Origin of the sequence: Micromonospora sp. NPDC047812 (assembly GCF_040704175.1) — a bacterium.
In the GTDB taxonomy this organism is placed as follows: domain Bacteria; phylum Actinomycetota; class Actinomycetes; order Mycobacteriales; family Micromonosporaceae; genus Micromonospora.
In genome coordinates this window covers 1490301-1510568 of the sequence record NZ_JBEYRY010000001.1, presented here as the reverse complement: position 1 = coordinate 1510568, position 20268 = coordinate 1490301, and the positions used below count along the sequence as shown (strand labels likewise).

The 20268-nt window shown below is 73.5% G+C and carries 23 protein-coding genes; 12 read left to right on the top strand and 11 right to left on the bottom strand.

Features of this window, described 5'->3' with window-relative positions; translation table 11 throughout:
- Positions 1 to 229: 229 nt before the first annotated feature.
- The 5 genes from pstC to AB0883_RS06980 all read right to left on the bottom strand — a co-directional run bounded on the left by pstC (position 230) and on the right by AB0883_RS06980 (position 5556).
- Entirely contained in the window at positions 230 to 1321 is a 1092-nt protein-coding gene (pstC, locus tag AB0883_RS07000) for a phosphate ABC transporter permease subunit PstC (RefSeq protein ID WP_121400043.1), read from the bottom strand.
- 51 nt (positions 1322 to 1372) lie between these two features.
- Positions 1373 to 2476, bottom strand: a complete 1104-nt coding sequence (pstS, locus tag AB0883_RS06995) for a phosphate ABC transporter substrate-binding protein PstS (RefSeq protein ID WP_366640026.1) — start codon at positions 2474 to 2476, stop codon at positions 1373 to 1375.
- Positions 2477 to 2761: 285 nt separating this feature from the next.
- The gene (mshD, locus tag AB0883_RS06990) at positions 2762 to 3688 is read right to left on the bottom strand and encodes a mycothiol synthase (protein WP_366640025.1); all 927 of its coding nucleotides are present in this window, start codon (positions 3686 to 3688) and stop codon (positions 2762 to 2764) included.
- Between the two features lie 111 nt (positions 3689 to 3799).
- A complete protein-coding gene (locus tag AB0883_RS06985) occupies positions 3800 to 4729 on the bottom strand; it encodes a polysaccharide deacetylase family protein (RefSeq protein WP_366640327.1) in 930 nt (309 codons plus the stop codon).
- A 107-nt stretch (positions 4730 to 4836) separates the two neighbouring features.
- Positions 4837 to 5556, bottom strand: coding sequence for a response regulator transcription factor (locus AB0883_RS06980; RefSeq protein ID WP_366640023.1), 720 nt, complete (start codon positions 5554 to 5556; stop codon positions 4837 to 4839).
- A gap of 245 nt (positions 5557 to 5801) precedes the next feature.
- Between AB0883_RS06980 and AB0883_RS06975 the strand changes: the two genes are divergently transcribed.
- The 6 genes from AB0883_RS06975 (at position 5802) to AB0883_RS06950 (ending at position 10241) form a co-directional block, all read left to right on the top strand.
- Positions 5802 to 6863 carry a hypothetical protein gene (locus AB0883_RS06975; protein WP_366640021.1) on the top strand — a complete coding sequence of 354 codons (1062 nt, stop codon included), beginning with the start codon at positions 5802 to 5804 and terminating at the stop codon, positions 6861 to 6863.
- An 82-nt stretch (positions 6864 to 6945) separates the two neighbouring features.
- Positions 6946 to 7734 (top strand): DUF2993 domain-containing protein, encoded by a 789-nt coding sequence (locus tag AB0883_RS06970; RefSeq protein WP_366640020.1) that lies wholly within the window; start codon positions 6946 to 6948, stop codon positions 7732 to 7734.
- A gap of 92 nt (positions 7735 to 7826) precedes the next feature.
- Positions 7827 to 7904 carry an Ms5788A family Cys-rich leader peptide gene (locus AB0883_RS06965; RefSeq protein ID WP_311202345.1) on the top strand — a complete coding sequence of 26 codons (78 nt, stop codon included), beginning with the start codon at positions 7827 to 7829 and terminating at the stop codon, positions 7902 to 7904.
- A gap of 204 nt (positions 7905 to 8108) precedes the next feature.
- Positions 8109 to 8957, top strand: coding sequence for a sulfurtransferase (locus AB0883_RS06960; RefSeq protein WP_311411781.1), 849 nt, complete (start codon positions 8109 to 8111; stop codon positions 8955 to 8957).
- A gap of 3 nt (positions 8958 to 8960) precedes the next feature.
- Positions 8961 to 9284, top strand: a complete 324-nt coding sequence (locus AB0883_RS06955) for a DUF1416 domain-containing protein (protein ID WP_121400037.1) — start codon at positions 8961 to 8963, stop codon at positions 9282 to 9284.
- A gap of 90 nt (positions 9285 to 9374) precedes the next feature.
- Positions 9375 to 10241 carry a hypothetical protein gene (locus AB0883_RS06950; RefSeq protein ID WP_366640018.1) on the top strand — a complete coding sequence of 289 codons (867 nt, stop codon included), beginning with the start codon at positions 9375 to 9377 and terminating at the stop codon, positions 10239 to 10241.
- 7 nt (positions 10242 to 10248) lie between these two features.
- Here the strand turns inward: AB0883_RS06950 and AB0883_RS06945 are convergent, their stop codons facing one another.
- From AB0883_RS06945 to AB0883_RS06935, 3 genes are read right to left on the bottom strand one after another with little or no spacing between them, the layout of a single operon-like run.
- A complete protein-coding gene (locus AB0883_RS06945; protein WP_366640016.1) occupies positions 10249 to 12306 on the bottom strand; it encodes a glycogen debranching N-terminal domain-containing protein in 2058 nt (685 codons plus the stop codon).
- The gene (locus AB0883_RS06940; RefSeq protein WP_366640015.1) at positions 12303 to 12683 is read right to left on the bottom strand and encodes an SCP2 sterol-binding domain-containing protein; all 381 of its coding nucleotides are present in this window, start codon (positions 12681 to 12683) and stop codon (positions 12303 to 12305) included. Before AB0883_RS06940 ends, AB0883_RS06945 begins: the two co-directional genes overlap by 4 nt.
- 54 nt (positions 12684 to 12737) lie before the next feature.
- Positions 12738 to 13112 carry a DsrE family protein gene (locus tag AB0883_RS06935; protein WP_121400033.1) on the bottom strand — a complete coding sequence of 125 codons (375 nt, stop codon included), beginning with the start codon at positions 13110 to 13112 and terminating at the stop codon, positions 12738 to 12740.
- A 12-nt stretch (positions 13113 to 13124) separates the two neighbouring features.
- Here AB0883_RS06935 and mtfM point away from each other — a divergent pair, with 12 nt between their 5' ends.
- Entirely contained in the window at positions 13125 to 13229 is a 105-nt protein-coding gene (gene mtfM / locus AB0883_RS06930; protein WP_267897534.1) for a small membrane protein MtfM, read from the top strand.
- Between the two features lie 39 nt (positions 13230 to 13268).
- A complete protein-coding gene (locus tag AB0883_RS06925; RefSeq protein ID WP_366640013.1) occupies positions 13269 to 13862 on the top strand; it encodes an FABP family protein in 594 nt (197 codons plus the stop codon).
- 12 nt (positions 13863 to 13874) lie between these two features.
- On the opposite strand, the gene AB0883_RS06920 is transcribed toward AB0883_RS06925, so the two are convergent.
- The gene (locus AB0883_RS06920; RefSeq protein WP_366640011.1) at positions 13875 to 14723 is read right to left on the bottom strand and encodes an aminotransferase class IV; all 849 of its coding nucleotides are present in this window, start codon (positions 14721 to 14723) and stop codon (positions 13875 to 13877) included.
- Between the two features lie 69 nt (positions 14724 to 14792).
- On the opposite strand from AB0883_RS06920, the gene AB0883_RS06915 reads away from it, so the two are divergent.
- The 4 genes from AB0883_RS06915 to AB0883_RS06900 all read left to right on the top strand — a co-directional run bounded on the left by AB0883_RS06915 (position 14793) and on the right by AB0883_RS06900 (position 18320).
- On the top strand, positions 14793 to 15221 hold the full coding sequence (locus AB0883_RS06915) for a Fur family transcriptional regulator (protein WP_121400030.1): 429 nt from the start codon (positions 14793 to 14795) through the stop codon (positions 15219 to 15221).
- Positions 15218 to 16330: a folate-binding protein gene (locus AB0883_RS06910; protein WP_366640009.1), complete on the top strand. Its 1113-nt coding sequence runs from the start codon at positions 15218 to 15220 to the stop codon at positions 16328 to 16330. The genes AB0883_RS06915 and AB0883_RS06910 overlap by 4 nt, the downstream gene beginning before the upstream one ends.
- A gap of 92 nt (positions 16331 to 16422) precedes the next feature.
- Positions 16423 to 17265 (top strand): 3-keto-5-aminohexanoate cleavage protein, encoded by an 843-nt coding sequence (locus AB0883_RS06905; RefSeq protein ID WP_366640007.1) that lies wholly within the window; start codon positions 16423 to 16425, stop codon positions 17263 to 17265.
- Positions 17266 to 17360: 95 nt separating this feature from the next.
- Positions 17361 to 18320 (top strand): asparaginase, encoded by a 960-nt coding sequence (locus AB0883_RS06900; protein WP_366640005.1) that lies wholly within the window; start codon positions 17361 to 17363, stop codon positions 18318 to 18320.
- 15 nt (positions 18321 to 18335) lie between these two features.
- On the opposite strand, the gene AB0883_RS06895 is transcribed toward AB0883_RS06900, so the two are convergent.
- Together AB0883_RS06895 and AB0883_RS06890 are read right to left on the bottom strand one after the other, a co-directional pair.
- A complete protein-coding gene (locus tag AB0883_RS06895; RefSeq protein ID WP_366640003.1) occupies positions 18336 to 19292 on the bottom strand; it encodes a sulfotransferase in 957 nt (318 codons plus the stop codon).
- 80 nt (positions 19293 to 19372) lie between these two features.
- A complete protein-coding gene (locus AB0883_RS06890; RefSeq protein WP_366640001.1) occupies positions 19373 to 20170 on the bottom strand; it encodes an alpha/beta hydrolase in 798 nt (265 codons plus the stop codon).
- Positions 20171 to 20268: the final 98 nt, after the last annotated feature.

The following is a 20268-nucleotide window of genomic DNA, read 5'->3' as shown; positions in this document are numbered from 1 at the left end:
GTCATGCCGCCACTCCGCTCCGCTTCGCGGCGTCATGCGACGCACTGTGACGATGATTCGCTCGCTGACGCTCGCTCATGCCGCCACTCCGCTCCGCTTCGCGGCGTCATGCGACGCACTGTGACGATGATTCGCTCGCTGACGCTCGCTCATGCCGCCACTCCGCTCCGCTCCGTGGCGCCATGAGGCACCGGTGCACTGTGACGATGATTCGCTCGCTGACGCTCGCTCATGCGGCCGACTCCGTGAACTCCCGGCGGCGGTGGATGATCGCCCGCGCCGTGATGTTGACGATCAGCGTGATGGCGAAGAGCACGAGGCCCGAGGCGATCAGCGCGCCCCGTCCCGTGTCGTTCGCCTCGCCGAACGTGTTGGCGATGTTGGCGGCGATGGTGTTGCCGCCGCTCTCGATGAGGTTGAACGAGATGTTGAAGGTGATGCCGAGGGTCATCGCCAGGGCGATGGTCTCGCCGAGCGCCCGGCCCAGGCCGAGCATCACCGCGGCGACGATGCCGGGACGGCCGTACGGCAGCACCGCGGTGCGGATCATCTCCCAGCGGGTCGCGCCGAGGGCGAGGGCCGCCTCCTCGTTGGCGGTCGGGGTCTGCGTGAACACCTCGCGGGAGAGCGAGGTGATGATCGGCAGCACCATGATCGCCAGGACCAGCGCGCCCAGCATGATCGACTTACCGAACGGGCCGTCGCCGCCGAAGATCGGGATCCAGCCGAAATACGTGTTCAGCCAGGCGGAGAAGTCCCGCACCGGGTTGATGAAGACGTCGCGGCCCCAGAGGCCGAAGACCACGCTCGGCACCGCGGCCAGCAGGTCGATCAGGAAGCCCAGCGTGGTGCCGAGCCGGCGCGGCGCGTAGTGGGACAGGTAGAGCGCGATGCCCAGGGCCACCGGTACCGCGATGAGCAGGGCCAGCGCGGAGCTGAGCACGGTGCCGAAGGCGAGCGCCCCGATGCCGAACTTCGGCTCCGCGTCGTTCGGGAACCAGCCCTCGAAGCTCCAGAAGCTCTCGGTGTTGGCCCGTAGCGCCGGCACCGCCTTGGCGACGAGGAAGACCGCGATCGCCGCGATGACGACGAGGACGGCGGTGCCGGCGGCGAGGGTGAGGGCGCGGAAGGCCCGTTCGGCGCCGAACGCCCGGGCCCGGGGCAGCGCGCCGCCGCCGCCCAGGCCGGCTCCGCCCGGCGTACGGGTGCTGACTGGTGCCTCGGCCGGACGCGCCGAGGCACCGGCGGGCCGGTCGTGACCTTCGGTCACGCGCGTCCCGCCGGTGCCGGCGTGGGCCGAGCGGTGAGGGGTTTCACCCATCTGCTCGCTCGCTTCGGGTTGAGGTGGTGGTGTCGGTGTCGGTGCGGCGGCTCAGGCGAGGTTCTTGACCGCGGCCTCGACCTTGGCGCGGACCGTCTCGGGCAGCGGGGCGTAGCCCAGCTCGGTCAGGTCGGCCTGGCCCTCGGTGCTCGCGGCGTGGCCGAGGAAGCCCTTGACCAGCGGGAGCTTGTCGGCGGCGAGGCCCTTGGTGCAGACGATCTCGTAGGTCACCAGGACGATCGGGTAGGCCCCGGCCTCCTTGGTGTTGTAGTCGATCTTCATCTTGAGGTCGTCGCCCTGGCCGACCACCTCGGCGCCGGCGATGGTCTTGCCGGCCGACTCGGCGGTCAGCTCGGCGAACTCGCCCGCGCCGTTGCCGACCTTCGCGGTCTTCAGGCCGCCGTTCTCGGCGTACGACCACTCGACGTAGCCGATGGTGCCGTCCTGGCCCTTGATCGCGCTGGCCACGCCGTCGGACTTCGCCGCGCCGGTGCCGCCCGGGGCCTTCCACTCCTTGGCCTTGCCGAAGGTCCAGTCGGCCGCAGCGGTCTTGGTGAGGAAGTCGGTGAAGTTGTCGGTGGTGCCGGAGGAGTCCGAGCGGTGCACCGCGTTGATGGCGGTCGACGGCAGCTTGGCGTCCGGGTTGTCGGCCTTGATCGCCGGGTCGTCCCACTTGGTGACCTTGCCGGCGAAGATCTTCGCCAGGGTGGCCGGCTTGAGCTGGAGGTTGTCCACGCCGCTGACGTTGTAGGCGATGGCGACCGGGCCGATCACCATCGGCAGGTTGATCGCGGCGCCGCCGACGCACTTGGCGTTGGCCTGCGGCTGCTCCTCCTCCTTGAGGGCGGAGTCCGAGCCGGCGAAGTCGGCGGTGCCGGCGATGAAGGCCTGGATGCCGGCGCCCGAGCCGGAGGGCTCGTAGTTGATCTTGGCTCCGGAGCACTTCTGCTGGTACGCCTTGATCCACTCGTCCATCGCGTTCTTCTGCGCCGACGAGCCCTGGGCGTTCAGCGTGCCGGTGGCGCAGTCGGCGGCGGCCGACCCGGAGGCGGAGGCGCTGCTCGCGGGCTCGTTGTTGTCCGAGCCGCATGCGCTGAGAGCGAGCGTCGCGGTAAGAGCGAGGCAGGCGAGGGTGCCGTGCCGCTGGAGCTTCACCTGAGGGGTTTCCCTTCACGTCTGACTTCGCCCCCGGATTTGGGCCCGGGGTACCGGCGCTCACCGGCTGACCCAAAAGTTAGGAGCGCCAGGTGACCGGTTCGCCGGTCGGAAGTGAACGTGGAGTGAACAGGTGCGGCAGGGCAGGTGACCGCTCGCTGAGGGTGAGTTGTCCGTTAAGTGAACCCGGGTGCCGCTGTCGGAAGTATGGGGATTTTCCCGGGCCGGGCAGCGGTCGGGTGGCGCGGGCCCGGGTCGTCGTCGCGACCCGGGCCCGCGCCGACGTCAGGCCGACTGGTAGTTGACGTGCGCCGACCAGCGGGCGAAGCCGAGCCGCTCGTAGAGCGCCACCGCGGCGGCGTTCGACTCGTCGACGTAGAGCATGACCCGGTCCAGGTCCCGCCGGTCCCGCAGGTACGCCAGGCCGGCCGCGGTCAACGCCCGGCCCAGCCCGCCGCGGTGGGCCGACGGGTCCACGCCGAGGACGTAGACCTCGCCGATCCGGGCCGAGCCCGGTCGCTCGTGGACCTTCGTCCAGTGGAAGCCGAGCAGCCGACCGGTGGACCCGTCGACGGCGAGCAGGAAGCCCTCCGGGTCGAACCACGGTTCGGCGAGGCGTACCCGCAGGTCGGCGGGGGACCAGCGACCCTGCTCGGGGTGCTCGGCGAAGGCCCGCGCGTTGAGCGCCAGCCACTCGTCGTCGTCGGCGCCGGGCCGGAACGCGCGCAGCGTCACCCCGTCCGGCAGCGGATGGTCGGGGATCGGGGCGGTCAGCGGCCGGCGCAGCTGCCAGAGCACCCGGGCCCGGCGCAGGCCCAGGTCGACGCCGAGCGCGGCGGCCGAGGGGTGGTCGCCGTGCGCCCAGACCCGCAGCGGGCCGTCGGCCGCCGCCAGGACGCCCCGGGCCAGCGCCCGGCCCGTCCCGCGCCGCCGGTACGCCGGGTGCACCACCAGTTCCACCCCGATCCCCGCGCCGGGGTCGGTGGTGTCCAGGTGCGCGTACCCGGTCAGTGTGCCGTCGTCCGCCCGGGTGGTCAGGTGCACCGCGGGCGCGTCCGGGTCGCGCAGCCTGAGCAGGACGTGCTCGTCGAACGGGTCGGCCCCGTCCGCGTCGCCGGCGACCCGTGCGAGGGTCGTCACGTCGGCGATCTCCGTGGGGCTGAGGCGGTCGGCCCGGGTCACCCGGGCGCCGCTCGCTTCGGGATTGCTCATGACGTCACCGTAGTCCGGTCGATCCCCGGCGCCGCCGCGCTCGCCGGCCGCCGGGGCGGTGCGGGGGTCGCCCGCGTCGGAGGCCCGTGGTCGCGCCGTCCGCCGGCCGGCTCACGTCGCCCCGTCGGGCAGCGCCTCCACCTCGAACCGGCTGGTCAGGTCGGGCAGGATGCGGTGCAGGGCGTCCACAGTGCCCTGCCGGTCGCCGCCGGCGTCGTGCAGCAGCACGACCGAGCCGGGTACGACACCCGCCACGACCGTCGCCGCGATCCGGCCGGCTCCCGGCACCTCCCAGTCCTCCGGGTCCACGGTCCAGTGCAGCGGCGTCATGCCGAGCTCGTGGGACACCGACACCACCTGACCCGTCCACGCGCCGCCGGGCTGCCGGTAGTACGCGATCGGCACGTCGGGCACCGCCGCCCTGATCGCCTCGCTGGTGCGCAGCAGGTCCGCCCGGATGGCGGCCGGCGACCGCCGGCCGAGGTTGACGTCGTGGTTCCAGCTGTGGTTGCACAGGGTGTGCCCGTCGGCCACGATGGCCCGGATCAGGTCCGGGTGGCGCTGCGCGTTCTCGCCGACCACGCAGAAGGTGGCCCGCACCCGGTGCTCGCGGAGCAGGGCGAGCACCTGCGGCGTGTACAGCGGGTCCGGCCCGTCGTCGAAGGTCAGCGCGACCAGCGAGGTGCCGCTGGTCGTCTGCGTGCCGAACGGCCCGTCGGCCGGTCCCGGCGACGGCGTGCCCTCGGGGCTGGCGCCGCCGTCCTGCCCGGTCTCCGCCGGGCTGCTGCTCGGCTCGCCCGCCGGGGTGTGGCGCGGAGCCTCCTCCGTCGGAGGCTGGTCGGCGTAGTGCGGGCCGGTGGCGCTGGTGGTCACGCTGGACCGGGACGTCGGCGGGTCGGGGACCAGGCTGCGCCCGAGGGCGTACGCGGAACCGAGCAGCGCGGCGACCACCAGCGTGACGAGACCGATGGTGCGCAGGGCCGAGGGATCCCGGATCAGCGGGCCCGGTCGTGTCGATCCGTCGCCGCCCCCGTGGTCGATACGCACTCCGCCGCCCCCTTTTTGTCGCAAACCCGGCAGTCAGAATAGAACCGACGAGCTGCACAAAAGGGGCATATGCGAAACCGCGCGCGACGGAAAGGGGAGGTTCAGACCGGCAGGGGCGCGTGCTCGCTCTCCGGCAGGGACCGCGAGGGTGGTACGACGAACTTGTAACCCACCTGCCGCACCGTGCCGATCATCGACTCGTACTCGGAGCCGAGCTTGGCGCGCAGCCGCCGGACGTGCACGTCGACGGTGCGGGTGCCGCCGAAGTAGTCGTAGCCCCACACCTCGCGCAGGAGCTGGTCCCGGGTGAACACCCGGCCCGGGTGCTGGGCCAGGAACTTCAGCAGCTCGAACTCCTTGTAGGTGAGGTCGAGCGGCCGGCCCTTGAGCTTCGCGGCGTAGGTGTCGGGGTCGATCGTCAGCTCGCCGGCGCGGATCGAGCCACCGGCCCCGGAGGTGGCGTTGCTCAGCCGCCCGACGGCGAGCCGCAGCCGGGCCTCCACCTCGGCCGGCCCGGCGGTGGCGAGGATGACGTCGTCGACGCCCCAGTCGGCGTTGAGCGCGATCAGGCCGGCCTCGGTGACCACCGCGACCAGCGGCACCCCGAGCCCGGTGGCGTGCAGCATCCGGCAGGTCGCCCGTGCCTCGCTCAGCTCGGAGCGGGCGTCGACCAGCACCGCGTCCGGACTGGGGCCGGCGACCAGGGTGCGGACGTCGCGTGGCGCGGTGCGGACCGAGTGCGGCAGCAGGTCGAGCGCCGGCAGCACTGCGGATGGTTCGCCTGCGCGCGCGGTCACCAGCAGCAGGATCTCCACGATCACCTCCGTCCCGGCGGCCGTCGGCCGCGCGCGACCAGCGCACTCCGTGGCGGGGTGTGACGCTGATGAACTTGCGTGGTCCCGGCGTCGCTGGCGGGGCGGGTAACGGCTTGAGCGTAACCGATCGCCCCGGTCGCGCCTCCGCGTCCTTTCCCGTTTGCCCGGCTTGCCCCTGATCGTGCCCCAGGTTTTAACGTTGCCGAAACCGTGACCCCCGCGGCGGCCGGCGGGTCTGGCACGATCGGGGCGTGTTTCCCTCCAGCTCGCCCGAGACCGGCCGCGACCAGTGGCCCGACGGGCCCCGCCCCGGGCCGTCCGGCCCGTCCCGTGGCCAGCCGCCGGCGCCGCGCACCGGGCCGGCCCCCGACGACGACGGCGAGCGCCGGGAGCGCAGCGGCCCGCGTCGCGCCCGGCGGCCCGGTGAGCCCGCCCGCCGGCCCGACGACGAGCCGGACGACGAGCCGGACGAGGAACCGGTCGAGCCGGTCGAGGTGCGCCGCCCGCTCGCGCTGACCGTCGCCGGCTTCGCCGCGCTGCTCGGGGTGGGTCTGGTGCTCGGGGCACAGACCTCCGGCCCGGGGCACCGGCTGCCCTTCGCGTTCGTCATCTTCGGCGTGCAGTTGCTCTTCGTGCTGGCCTGGACGATGGCCATGCGGCCGCCCGCGCTGCTGCTGGTGGCCGCGGTCAGCATCGGCGCCGCGGTGGCGGCCGACACCGCGGCCGTGCAGACGGACGTCGCCGGCCTGGCGCCGCTGGGCTACGTCGCGGCGGGCGGCTTCGCCCTGGGGGTGCTCGGCCAGCTCGTCCGGCGGGTCGACCGGGTGCGGGTGACCGACTCCCTCGGCAGCACCCTGCTGATCGTGGTCGGCGTCGTCGCCTTCGCCACCCTGATCGTGCTCAGCCGGATCCCGGCGGGCACCCAGGCCATCACGGTGTGCCTCACCGCCAGCGCGGTCGCGCTCACCGTCGCCCGGCTGACCGACGCGTTCGCGCCGTGGCCGCGGCTGGCCCCCCAGGTGCCCCGGGGCGCGGCCGGCGTGGTCGCCGGCGCGATGGTCGGCACGCTGGTCAGCGCCCTCCTCGGCAGCTACCTGGTGACGCCCTTCACCCCGACCCGCGCCGCGATCATCGGGCTGGTCGCGGCGGTCACCGCCGTGCTGGCCGACCTCGCCGTCGGGTACGCCGAGGCGGGCCGGCTGATGGCGGGGGAGCCGCCGACCATGTGGGTGGCCCGGCACATGCAGGGGCCCCTCGGTGGCTTCGCCCTGGCCGCGCCGGCCGCGTACGCCATGTGCAAGCTCGTTCTCTGACACGGCGATTGAGCTTTTCCCCGATCGGGTACCACCGGTGGGCCGCTCCGCGGCACCCCCGGCACTGACGACAGGAGGCGGCGTGGCGCACGACGACACGTACGAGGAGCGGCCCCGGCGACGCGGGCGCAAGGTGCTCATCACCCTCGTCGTGCTGCTGCTGGTCCTGGGCGGCCTGATCGTGGTGGCCGACCGGATCGCCGTCGGGGTGGCCGAGCGGGCCATCGCCGACCAGGTCCGGCAGGAGATCGCCAAGCAGGGGGCACAGTCCTCGCCGCCGGAGGTGGAGGTCGGCGGGGTCCCGTTCCTCACCCAGGTGCTCGACGGCCGCTACGAGCGCATCTCCATCGCGCTGCGCGACGTGCAGGGCTCGGTGCGGGGCGACGCGGTCGCGCTGCCGAAGCTCGACGTGGACGCCCGCAACGTGCGCGCCTCCCTCGACACCATCCGTTCGGGGCAGGGCGACGTGGTCGCCGAGACGGTCGACGGGTCGGGCACCATCAGCTACGACAGCCTCGCCAAGCTGCTCGACCGGCCGGGGCTGACCCTCGGCGAGCAGAACGGCCGGCTGGCCGTCACCGCCCCGGTCGACATCCTCGGCCAGCGGCTCACCGTGACCGGCACCGCCGAGATCACGGTCGGCAAGGAGGGGCAGGTGGCGCTGCGCTTCAACGACCTGAACGCCGACGGCCTGCCGAACCTGCCGCTGGCCCGGACGCTGCTGACCAACTACGCCCGCAGCATCTCCATCGACGTGCCCCTGCCCGAGCTGCCGTTCCAGCTCGCCGTCCGGGAGGTCCGGCCGCTGCCGGAGGGGCTGGCCGTCACCGCGGACGCCAGGAACGTGCCGATCAACTCCGCCGCCGGCTGATCCGGCGGGCGCGGGGCGGGTCCCCGCCCGCGCGTCCCGGATGCTGGTCGGCCCGCTGGTGCCCCCGCCCACGGCTGGTAGGCTCCCTGCTCATGGGGACGCTCCTCACCAAACGGCGCGCGGTCGACCTGTGCCGCGTGGCCACCTGCCTGTGTCGCCCCGTCATCTGACGGCGGGGCTGTCCTCGGCCGCCTAGCGGCCACCGGCACGCAGGGGCTTTTTTCGTCTCCGTGCTCTCTTTCCACGCCCGGCAGCGGCGCCGTCGCACGAACCCGTGATCCGTCCATACGGTGGATCCCGCGCGTGGTGCGATCGTCATGACTTTCGATGCCCTCGTGCTGGTTCACCATTCATCCTCACCAGGGAGTGATCTGATGAGTCGCGACACCGCACTCGTCTCGGCCGAATGGGCCGAGAAGAACCTCGACGCCCCGGGCGTCGTCTTCGTCGAGGTCGACGAGGACACCTCGGCCTACGACACCGGCCACATCGCCGGCGCGATCAAGCTGGACTGGAAGACCGACCTCCAGGACCAGGTGCGCCGGGACTTCGTCAACAAGAGCCAGTTCGAGGCGCTGCTCTCCGAGCGGGGGATCAGCAACGACGACACCGTCATCCTCTACGGCGGCAACAACAACTGGTTCGCCGCGTACGCGTACTGGTACTTCAAGCTCTACGGCCACCGCGACGTGAAGCTGCTCGACGGCGGTCGCAAGAAGTGGGAGCTCGACGCCCGTCCGCTGGTCCGGGACGCGGTGACCCGCCCGGCGACGCAGTACGTGGCGCAGGAGCCGGACACCTCGATCCGGGCCTTCCGCGACGAGGTCGTGGCCGCCATCGGCACCAAGAACCTGGTCGACGTGCGCAGCCCCGACGAGTTCGCCGGCCGGCTGCTCGCCCCCGCCCACCTGCCGCAGGAGCAGGCGCAGCGGGCCGGGCACATCCCCACGGCGATCAGCGTGCCGTGGTCCAAGGCGGCCAACGAGGACGGCACCTTCAAGTCCGACGACGAGCTGCGCAGGATCTACGCCGACGCCGGGCTGGACGACAGCCGCGAGACCATCGCGTACTGCCGGATCGGCGAGCGCTCCTCGCACTCGTGGTTCGTGCTCCAGGAGCTGCTCGGCCACCGCAACGTGAAGAACTACGACGGATCCTGGACCGAGTACGGCTCGCTGGTCGGCGTGCCGGTCGCGCTCGGCGACGAGCCCGGGGAGGCCTGAGTCATGACCGCACCCACCGCTGCCGGCTGCGCAGCCCCCGACCAGGCCGCCCCGCTGCCCGCGAGCCTGGACCTGGAGAAGGAAACCGTGATCACCGGCGTCGTCCGGTCCGACGCGGGCGAGGCCGTCCCGGGCGCGTACGTCCGGCTGCTCGACTCGACCGGCGAGTTCACCGCCGAGGTGGTGACCTCGCCGGCCGGCCAGTTCCGGTTCTTCGCCGCGCCGGGTGCCTGGACCCTGCGGGCGCTCTCCCGGCACGGCAACGGCGACACCGCCGTGACCGCCGCGCGCGGCATCAACGAGGTCACCGTCACGGTCGCCTCCTGACCCCCCACGCCCCGGCTCGGTCCGTGGCCCGTCCCCTTCACAGGTGGCGGGCCACGACCGTCTCCGGGCCCGGCCGACCGGCGTGACACGATGGCCCCCGTGAACGGCGTGGAAGCGGCGGGGCACGCCCCGCCTACCGGTCCCGGTCGGCCGGCGTCCTCCGGGCGGCGGTGGCGCTGGCTGCTCGCCGCCACGGTGGCGTGGGCGGTGCTGCTGGCGGCGCTGACCTGGACGTCGGTGCGCAACGATCCGCCGACGGTCCGGGAGCAGCGCACCCTGACCGAGGCCGGCCCGCTCGTCGACCGCGCGGTCGGCGCACTCGTCGCGGCGGCCGGCGACACCGCCGTGCTGACCCCGCCCGAGGTCGACCGGGGTTGCCGCGTCACCCCGTTCGCCGACGGCGCCACCCTGACCCGCGGGGTGGACGTGTTCGTTTCCGGCGGCCTGGAGCGGTCGCTGCTGGAGCGGGTCGCCGACCGACTCCCCGAGAGCTGGCGGGCCGGGGTCCGGGTGACGGCGGAGGACGGCCCCCGGCTGCGCGCCGACGCGGGCGAGTTCGTCACCGTCTCCGGCGGGATCGCGGCGGACGGCCTCGTCCGGCTGACCGCCGACACGGGCTGCCGGCCGGTCGGCGACGGCTACACCGCGCCGGCGGTCGGCGCCGACGGTGCCGAGGTCGAGGCCCTGGCCGCGGCGCTGCGGGCGCTCGGCGGCCCGCCCGGGTCGGCCGCCGAGGTGGTCGTCGCGCCCTGCCCCACCGGCGGCACGGCCCGCACCGCCCGCGCCGCCGCCGTCCCGGCCCCGCCGTCGCCGGCCGACGCGCTCGCCTCCGTGGCCCGCGTCCCGATGCTGGACACCGCGCAGGCGTACGCCTACCGACGCGGCGCCGCCAAGGTCGTCGCCGACCTCTCGGGCGACCAGGTCGTCGTCTCGGTCAACACCGGCTGCCCCGCCTGAGGAGAGGTCAGCGGCTGCGCGGGTGGTCGTGCGGGGTGCGGCTGCGGCCCAGGGCGTCGACCCGGCCCCAGCGGCCCGGGATGTCGAGCAGCTCGATGCGCCCCATGCCCTCGGGCACGGCGGGGTCGATGATCAGGTGCTCGCCCTGCGGCTCCAGCCCCAGCATCACCCGGAGCAGCAGCAGCGGCGTGCCGGCCGACCAGGCCTGCGGGCTGCACGCGGTGGGGTACTCCACCGGGTAGTCGGTGAGGGCCCGCTCGTAGCCGGCGAAGGCCTCCGGCAGCCGCCCGCCGAAGAACCGAGACGCGGCCAGCATCGCGTCGCAGATCTGCCCGGCCTCCTTGCGGAACCCGTACCGCCACAGCCCCCAGGCGATGATCGAGTTGTCGAACGGCCACACCGTCCCGACGTGGTAGCCGACGGGGTTGTACCGCCCCTGGTCGTCGGCGAGCGTCCGGACGCCCCAACCGGAGTAGAGCCGCGGTCCCAGCAGGTGCTCGGCGATCCGACCGGCCCGCGACTCGTCGACGATGCCGCTCCACAGCAGGTGCCCGATGTTGGAGGTGAGGGCGTCCACCTGCCGGCCGTCGGCGTCCAGGGCGAGCGCGTAGTACTCCTGCTCCGGGATCCAGAAGTCCCGGTTGAACCGCATCTTCAGCTCGGCCGCCTCCCGCTCCAGCCGGTCGGCGTACGCGGGGTCGCCCCAGAACCTCCGGGCCAGTCGGGCCCCGCGGATCTTCGCGTCGTACGCGTAGCCCTGGAGTTCGCAGGTGGCGCGGGGGAAGCCGGGGAACCGGCCGTCGCGGTACGAGATCGCGTCCCAGGAGTCCTTCCAGCACTGGTTCGCCAACCCGGTGTCCGGGTTGCGGGTCTGGTACCAGAGGTAGCCGGTGCCGAGCAGGTCCCCGTAGGTGTCGATCCAGGCGAGGGCGGCCCGGGCCTGGGCCTCCAGGCCCCGTACCAGCTTGTCGTTGCCGGTCCACCGCTCGTACTCGTCGAGCAGGATGACGAACAGCGGCGTCGAGTCGGCCGAGCCGTAGTACGGAGAGTGGGGCTGTTCCTCGAAGCCCGCCGTCTCGCCGTAGCGCAGCTCGTGCAGGATCTTGCCCGGCTCCTCGTCCCGGAAGTCGTCGATCCGGTGCCCCTGGAGGCCGGCCAGCATCATGAGGGTCGGCGGGATCAGCTCCGGCAGGAAGGGCACCATCTGGAGCGAGGTGATGATGCTGTCCCGGCCGAACAGGGTCATGAACCACGGCAGGCCGGCGGCCACCAGGCGTACGCCGAGGGTGATCGACTCGTAGCGCAGCGCCGCCAGGTCGTTGAGGCTCTGCCGGTACGCCCCGGCCAGCGGCTGGCAGTCGCAGCCGAGCTTCGGCGCCCGGGCGACGAGTTCGTCCTGCTCGGCCCGGATCGCGTCGGGGCCGCGACTGCCTCCGTACTGCGGCAGGTTGGCCCGGATGTCCTCGCCGCGCGCGCCGTAGACGACGGTCGACACGTGCAGCCGGGTCGTCCACTCGCCGCGCGGGCCGACCCGGACCCGGTAGGTCATGCCGGAGACCTCGATGTGCGCGGGCATGCTGGTGCTGATGACCGTCTCGCGGTGGAACCGCTCCCGGCGGTAGGTCAGGCGCAGCTCGTTGTCGCCGACGGTGGCGGTGGTGTGGCCCTGCTTGTGCCGGACGTGCTTGATCTCGAACAGGTCCGCGAAGTCGGCGGCCATGTCGAGGTGGACGACGAACTCCATCTCCTCCCCGGAGTGGTTCAGCAGCGTCAGTTCCTCCTCGAAGCTGCCGCCGATGGCCCGGCTCCGGATCATCGAGACCTTCGCGTCCAGGTAGTGCGTCGGCTCGCCGGGGACGAGGAAGAACCGGGTGCGGAAGGACTCCGCGCTGTCGACGGAGAGGGCGTGCAGCCGTTCGCCGTCGAGGGTCAGCAGCCACGTCGAGAGGTGCCGGGTGTCGAACGAGAAGAGCCCGGTCGGGAAGTCGAGGGACGGCTCGATGTCGCCGCGGTTGTCGCTGACCAGAAAGGTGTTGCCGTCCAGGATGCTGACCAGCTGCTTCACCGTGGTCGCCCGGCCTGTTCACGGGCGACCGCGCGGGGGTCCCGGGTGCCGGGCGGGTCGGGGAAGAACCGGCGGAACAGCAGGAAGAGCACGACGTCGCCGCTGAAGCTGCTCTCGTTGCGCAGCACCGACGAGATCGCCTGGGCCCGGCCGGTGACGAGCCGGTCGAACAGGTCCACGCTGGTGTACCAGATCGCGTCGGCGGGGCCCCGGTTGCGGCTCACCTCGACCTCGCCCGGACGGAGGTGGACCAGCCAGTGCACCGTCTGGCCGCCCTCCGCGAGGTCGATCTGCATCGTCCCGCTGACCGGACTCACCAGCACCTCGGGGGCGCGCGCCGGCAGTGATTCGAAGAATCGCTCCGTCGCCTCGGTCACACCCGAATCGTAGGCATTTGCCTGACCTGTCGGGTCGGTATCGGTCGGCGGCGGTCAGTAGACCAGGGCCTGGGCCCCCTCGGCCGTCGCCTCCTCGACGAAGACCGCGGCGCCGGCGATGCGGACGCCCGGCAGCACGTCGTCCGGCCCGATGTCCCGCCGGGCGGCGCACTGCGTGCAGGCGGTGACCGTGCCGGTGGTCAGGATCACGTGCAGCAGCTCGGCGAGCGGGGCCGAGTGCGGCAGCTCGAACTCCTGCGCGCGGCCGGGCAGCGCGAACCAGGTCGACTCACCGGTCAGCCAGAGCGACACGTGCAGGCCGGCGGCGGCTGCGGTGGCGGCGACGGTGAATGCCTGGGCGCACCGCTCCGGGGCGTCCGCGCCGGCGGTGGCCTTGACGACGAGAGTGCGGGCCATGGGGCCCAGCATAGGATGGTCACGATGGTTACCGAGATCGGGTTCGTCAGCCTGCTGGTCGCCGGCCTGGGCGCGCTCGCCGGTGGCCTGGTCTACCTGGCCGTACGCATATCGAGAGGACGCTGGTGAGCCGTCTTGGACGCCGGCGGGGAGAGGCGGAGTGAACCGGTGAGCGACGAGAACCCCCTGCAGCCACCGCCGTGGCTGAACGCGCCGCCGGTCGACCCGTACCCCTACGAGGAGAGCCACGACCTGCGCGTCGGCCCGAAGCTGCACCCCACGTTGGACGGCCTGCTGCCGTACGTCGGGGTGTGGCGCGGCCGGGGGCGGGGCGGCTTCCCCACCATCGAGGACTTCGACTTCGCGCAGGAGATCCGGATCAGCCACGACGGCCGGCCGTTCCTGTTCTACGAGTCCCGTGCCTGGATCCTCGACGAGCAGAGCCGCCCGGTCCGCCCGGCGGGTCGCGAGGTCGGCTGGTGGCGGCCGGTGCTGGACGGCGACCGGGCCACCGACGAGCTGGAAGCGCTGATGACAGTCCCCACCGGGGTGATGGAGCTGCACATCGGCAAGCGCAAGGGCACGCAGATCGAGTTCGTCACCGACGCGGTGGTCCGCACGGCGACCGCCAAGGAGGTCACCGCCGGTCACCGCCTCTTCGGCATCGTCGAGGGCGCCCTGCTCTACGCCCAGGAGATGGCGGCCGTCGGCCATCCCCTCTCCCCCCACCTCTCCGCCCGCCTCACCCGGGTGGCCGGCTGACCCTCTCCGAGGTCACGGGCGGGGAAAGCCCAGGAGCGCCTGGAGGGCGGGGGTACGCGGGCAGCGGCGCAGCGGGACGGCGTCCAGGGTGCGGATCTCGGCGAGGCCACGGACGGACGAGCTGAGCCAGACGCCGTCGGCGGTACGCAGCTCGGCCGGGGTGACCAGGCGCTCCTCGGCGCGCAGGCCCAGCTCGTGGGCGTGCGCGAGCAGCCAGCCGGCGGTCACGCCCGGCAGGATGCCGGTCTCGGCGGCGGGCACGGTGCAGAGGGTGCCGCCGGTCAGCCAGACCAGGCTGGCCGTGGGCCCCTCCAGCGCGTACCCGTCGGAGGAGACCCAGAGCGCGTCGTCCACCCCGGCACGGGCGACCCAGCGGCGGGCGGCGGTGCTCACCGCGTACGAGGTGGACTTGACGCCGGCCGGCAGCCAGTCGAGTTCGGCGCGGGCCCGCGCCGCGACGCCGAGCGGCAGGGTCGCCACGGTGATCCCGTCCCGGCGCGCCGCCCGGGCCGCCGCCGGCACCTCGGCCAGCGTGGCGTAGCCGGTCGGCGGGCCGCCGCCCTCCGGGCCCCGGGTGCAGACCAGCCGCAGCGCCCCCTCCACCTCGGCAGGCCAGCCGGCGCGGACGGCGTCCAGCAGCCCGACCAGCACGTCGGCGGCGGGCAGCGCCAGGTCGACGGCCGCCGCCGCCCGGGCCAGCCGGGCCAGGTGCGCGTCGCGCAGCCACGGGAGCCCGGCGCGCAGGTGCATCGTCTCGAAGAGCCCGTCGCCGTGCAGCACGCCCAGGTCGTCGCCGCGCAGCACCGGCTCCCCGGGCGGCACCAGCCCGCGCCCCGGCACGGCGATCCTCGACGCCACCATGACCGCCGAGCCTAGCGGCGGACCGGTCGACAGCGGCGGCGCGCGGGCAGGGCGAACTATGATCGGACGGTGTCCGAATCCTCCCTCGCGGAAATGCTCCGCGCCCGTGGGCTCCGGCTGACGGCGCAACGGCAGTTGATCCTCCAGGCTGTGCTGGAGTTGGGGCACGCCACCCCGGAGCAGGTGCACACAGCCGTCCGGGAGGTGGCCGCGGGGGTCAACATCACCACCATCTATCGCACGCTGGAGCTGCTGGAACGGCTCGGCCTGGTCACCCACACCCACCTCTCGCACGGCTCGCCGACCTACCACGCGGCCGGCGAGGACCAGCACGTCCACCTTGTCTGCCGGGACTGCGGCGCGATCGACGAGATCGATCCGGAGCTGTTGCGCCCGCTGGCCGAGCAGTTGGCGAGCCAGCGCGGGTTCCGGGTGGACATCGGCCACGTCTCGTTCTTCGGCGTCTGCGTCCGCTGCGAGAACGGGGACCGGAAATGATCGACATCGCGGGTGCGGTGAGCGTCGAGAGCATCGACGAGGCCAGCCGGGACCAGCCCGAGCCGGCACACGCGGCTGCCGGCGTGCGGGGCGTGGCGGCGCACTACGGCGACCCGATGCGCGAGCAGCGCACCCTCGACACGGCGGTCGGCCTGGTCGACCGGTCGCACCGGGGCGTCGTCGCGGTGCCGGGCGAGGAGCGGATCGGCTGGCTGCACACCCTGACCAGCCAGCACCTGGCTCAGCTCGGCGCCGGCCAGGGCACCGAGCTGCTGGTGCTCTCCCCGCACGGGCACGTCGAGCAGCACGCCATGGTCGCCGAGGACGGCGTCACCACCTGGCTCGACACCGAGCCGGGCGCCACCGCGGGCCTGCTGGCGTACCTGGAGCGGATGCGGTTCTTCAGCAAGGTCGAGCCGCGCGACGTGACGCCCGAGCACGCCCTGCTCTCCCTGGTCGGTCCGGAGGCGCCCGCCGCGGTGGAGACGCTCGGCGTGACCGGGCTGGCCGCGCCCGACGTGGTCGCGGTGCCGGGCCCGAAGTTCCGCTCCGGCGAGCTGCCACCACGGCCGACCGCGCTGTACGACGTGCGCCCGCTGCCCGTGGGCGGCTGGGCCCGCCGGGGCCCGCTCGGCGTGGACCTGCTGGTGCCCCGGGCCGCGATGGAGCAGGTGGTCATCGAGCTGCGGGGCAACGGGGTGCCGGTCGCGGGGCTGTGGGCGTACGAGGCGGTGCGGGTGGCCGCCCGGCGGCCCCGGGTCGGGGTGGACACCGACCACCGGACGATCCCGGCCGAGGTGGACCTGGTCGCCCCGGCCGTGCACCTGGACAAGGGCTGCTACCGGGGCCAGGAGACCGTGGCCCGGGTGCACAACATGGGCCGGCCGCCGCGTCGGCTCGTACTGCTGCACCTGGACGGGGTGACCACCGACCAGCCGCCGGTCGCCGGCACGCCGGTGACCCTCGACGGCCGGGCGGTCGGCTTCGTCGGCACGGCCGTGCACCACCACGAGCTGGGCCAGGTCGCCCTGGCGGTGGTCAAGCGCAACGTCGCCGACGACGCCCGTCTCCTGGTGGGGGAGAGCGCCGCCGCGATCGATCCGGCCTGACCGCCCACCGGCGAAAGATTCTCTGCTCTCTGGGGCTGAGGCCGGAAAAGTTCCGGTCGACTGGCTCGCCGGCCTCGGTCTAGGATCCGGGCATGACGACAGGGACGTTGATCACGGTTGCCCCCACCGGCGCGGAGTCGGCCAAGGCCGAGGTGCCGGCCCTGCCGGTGACGCTCGACGAGCTGCTGCTGACCGCCAAGGAGTGCGAGGCGCTCGGCGCCGCCGTGATCCACGTCCACATCCGCGACGACGAGGCGAAGCCCACCCTGGACCAGGGGCGGCTGCGGGAGACCGTGACGGCGCTGCGGGAGGGCACGGACCTGATCGTGCAGCTCTCCTCGGGCGGCGCGGTGACCGACCCGGAGGCCGACCGGCTCGCCGTGCTCGACGCCGGGCCGGACATGGCCTCCTGCACGATGGGCACGCTCAACTTCGGCGACGACGTCTTCCTCAATCGGTGGGAGTTCATCGTCGACCTGCACACCCGGATGCAGGAGCGCGGCATCGTGCCCGAGTACGAGATCTTCGACCTCGGCCACCTGACCGCCCTGCAACGGCTGCTCGGCAAGTACGGCCTGCCGGCCGGCGGGCACGTGCACGTCGACTTCGTGATGGGCGTGCCGGGCGGCATGCCGGGCACCACCCCGGCGCTGGTCGCCGCCCACCAGGCGCTGCGCGACCTGCCCGAGGGCACCACCTTCTCGGCCACCGGCATCGGCCGCAGCACCATCCCCGTCATGCTGGCGTCGCTCTCGGCCGGCGGGCACCTGCGGGTCGGCATGGAGGACACGGTGACCTACGCCAAGGGCCGCCCGGTGGAGTCCAACATGCAGCTCGTCGCCCGGGCGGTCGGCTTCGCCCAACTGGCCCAGCGGCCGCCGCTGACCACCGCCGAGGCGCGCGCTCTGCTCGGCGTGCCCGCCGCCGGCCGGTAAGCGGCGGCCCGGGCCGGCGCTGCTGTACACCGGGTCGTCGAGGCCTGCTCACCCGCCCGTCGGGCCCGCTCGACGGTGCCGGTACCGTCCACCCTGTGGGAAAGACGTACGAGGGCGGCGCGCCGCTCGCCGAGGTGGTCCGGTCGGGGTTCGTCGAGGGCGTGCACCGGGGTTCGGTGGTGGTGCTCGACGCCTCCGGTGCGAAGGTGGCCGGCGCCGGGGACGTGACCTCCCCGGTCTTCCCGCGCTCGTCCAACAAGCCGATGCAGGCGGTCGGGATGCTCCGCGCCGGGCTGGCGCTGGCCGACCCCGCCGACGTGGCGCTGGTCTCGGCCAGCCACGCCGGGGAGGACTTCCACCTGGCCCGGGTCGGGGCGCTGCTGGCCCGCGCCGGGCTGGACGAGTCGGCCCTGCACTGCCCGCCGGACCTGCCCGTGGGCGACGAGGCCCGGGCGGCCGTGCTGCGGGCCGGCGGCGGACCCACCCGTACGCAGATGAACTGCTCCGGCAAGCACAGCGGGATGCTGCTGACCTGCCTGGCCGCCGGCTGGCCGCTCGACGGGTACTGGCGTCCGGAGCACCCGTTGCAGCAGCGGCTGCGGGACGCGGTGGAGGAGTTCACCGGCGAGTCGGCCGCGGCGGTCGGGGTGGACGGCTGCGGCGCCCCGGTGCTCGCCGTGTCGCTGACCGGGCTCGCCGGGGCGTTCCTCCGGCTCGTCTCGGCGGAGCCCGGCACCGCGGCGCGGACGGTGGCCGACGCGATGCGCGCGCACCCGGACCTGGTCGGCGGCACGCGGGCCGAGGACAGCCGGCTGATGCGTGGGGTGCCGGGTCTGCTCGCCAAGGTGGGCGCCGAGGGGGTCATCGCCGTGGCGGTGCCCGAAGTCGGCGCGGTCGCCCTCAAGATCGACGACGGCGCGGGCCGCGCCCGGATGCCGGTGCTGGTCTCCGCCCTGCGCCGGCTCGGGCTGGACGCCCCGGTGCTGACCGAGTACGCCGAGGCGCCGCTCTTCGGCGGCGGCCTGCCGGTCGGCGCCGTCCGCTCCCTCTGGTAGCCCGCGCCAGCGCCGTCACTCGTATCCCATGGCCGGGACGACCTCGCCGAGCGCTTCTCCGACGAACTCGCGGGTCTCGTCGTCGAACTGGTCGCTGCGGTTCGTCAGCTTGTGCCACTGGAACGTCGAAGGGGTGGTGAAGTCGTCGACGCCGAGCCGTTCGAACAGGGCGCGGCGCTGCCCGGGCCAGTCGGCTGCGAGATCTTCGGCTCTGACCTCGACGTACCGCCTGCCGGTCAGGTCGACCGTCTCCTTCCAGGTGAGCCACCGGTGGTAGATCGGCTTGAGGTAGGCGAGCGCGCCGTCGACGGTGGGCGGCGCCCATGGCTGGGCCAGGTGGGATGCGAGCACCGAGACCGGGTGACGCTTGATGTGCACGATCGTCGCTTCGGGGACCAGTTCCCAGAGGAACTCCATGCACAGCAGGTTGAACGGTGTCTTCTCGCACCAGGTCGGCTTGCCCGCGTCGGCGGCTGCTCCGCCGAACATGGTGTCGACCAGGCCCCGCAGGATTCCGAGCAGTTCGCCCCGGTCGCTGAAGTACCTGGGAAGGACCCGCCGGCGGCTGACGGGCGCGAACGGCCCGGCGGGCCGGTCGGCGTTGCCGAAGCCCTCGGCGGGCGCGGGTTCGTCGTACGTGTCCGCGACCAACTGCGGCCAGAGTCGTTGCACCGCGTCCCGGTAGCGCTGCTCGCCGACCAGTTCGGGAACGGTCCTGCCGCGATCGTCGCGCCGGCCGGGCACCCGCACGGTGAGGAAGTCGCTCAGTCGGTGCAGGGCGTCCTCACCGACGGTGGGGTCGTACCGGTGGGTGAGCGCGTCGGCCAGGTCCCGCAGGCCGCCCGGGTCGATGAGGAACTTCGTCTCCATGGGAATCCGATGGATCAGCGGATGCTCGCCGATGATGTCGGCGATCCGCGACGTTCCCGAGCGACCCGTGCCGGCGACGAAGATCGGTGAGGGGGAGGGCATGACGAGCAGTCAAGGTCTCAGCCCGGCGCCCGTGCAATCCATTTGTCCCCTCTTCCCCGCGGCCCTGCACGCGGCAGGTGTCAGGGCAGGAAGTCGAGCAGGGCGGCGTTGACCGGGGCGGGACGCTCCAACGGCAGCAGGTGGCCGGCGTCGGGCACGTCGGGCAGGCGGGTCGCGTCGGGCGCCTCGGCCGCGATCCGGTCGGCGAGCCGGCTGATGTCGGGCAGGTCCGCGCCACCGGCACCGACCAGGACGGGCACCCGCAGCTCGTGGAGGCGGCCGATCGCGGGCGGGTCGAGCTCGGCGACGTCGACCGCGCTGAGCGCCAGCTCGGCGGCGAGCGCCCGCTGGTCCATCTCGCGGGCGAAGGCGAGCAGTTCCGGGTCGACCTCGGCGGGCTCGCGGCCCGGGCCGACCACCCAGAACCGCACCTCGCCGGCGGCGCTGGCGGCGAAGTCCTCCGGGTCGACCTCCCCGACCAGGCTGTCCCAGAGGTCGTTCGCCTCCTCCGACCATTCGTGGCCCGAGGCGGCGGTGCCGAGGAGGGCGAGCGCGGTCACGCGCTCCGGGTGGGCCAGCGCGGTGTCGATCGCCACGGCGCCGCCGAACGAGCAGCCGACCAGGGCGGCCCGGGGGATGTCGAGCGCGTCGAGCAGCCCGGCCACGTCGTCGTGGTGGGCGAACGGGGCCGGCGGCAGCTCGGAGTCCCCGTAGCCGCGCAGGTCGAGGGCGATCACCCGGTGCCGCGCGGCCAGCGGGCCGACCTGCTCCCGCCACATCCGGCGGTCGGCGATGCCGGCGTGCAGCAGGACGACGGGGGTGCCGCTGCCGGTGTCGTCGTACGCGAGCAGGGCGCCGTTCACCTCGATCTTGGTCACTGCGGAAAGGTACGCACCGGGCGCCCCGGGACGCAACCGGGAAGTGAGACGTCGCTAACTCTGGTTAGCACTTTGCTTGCAGCAGCTAGCAGGGCGCG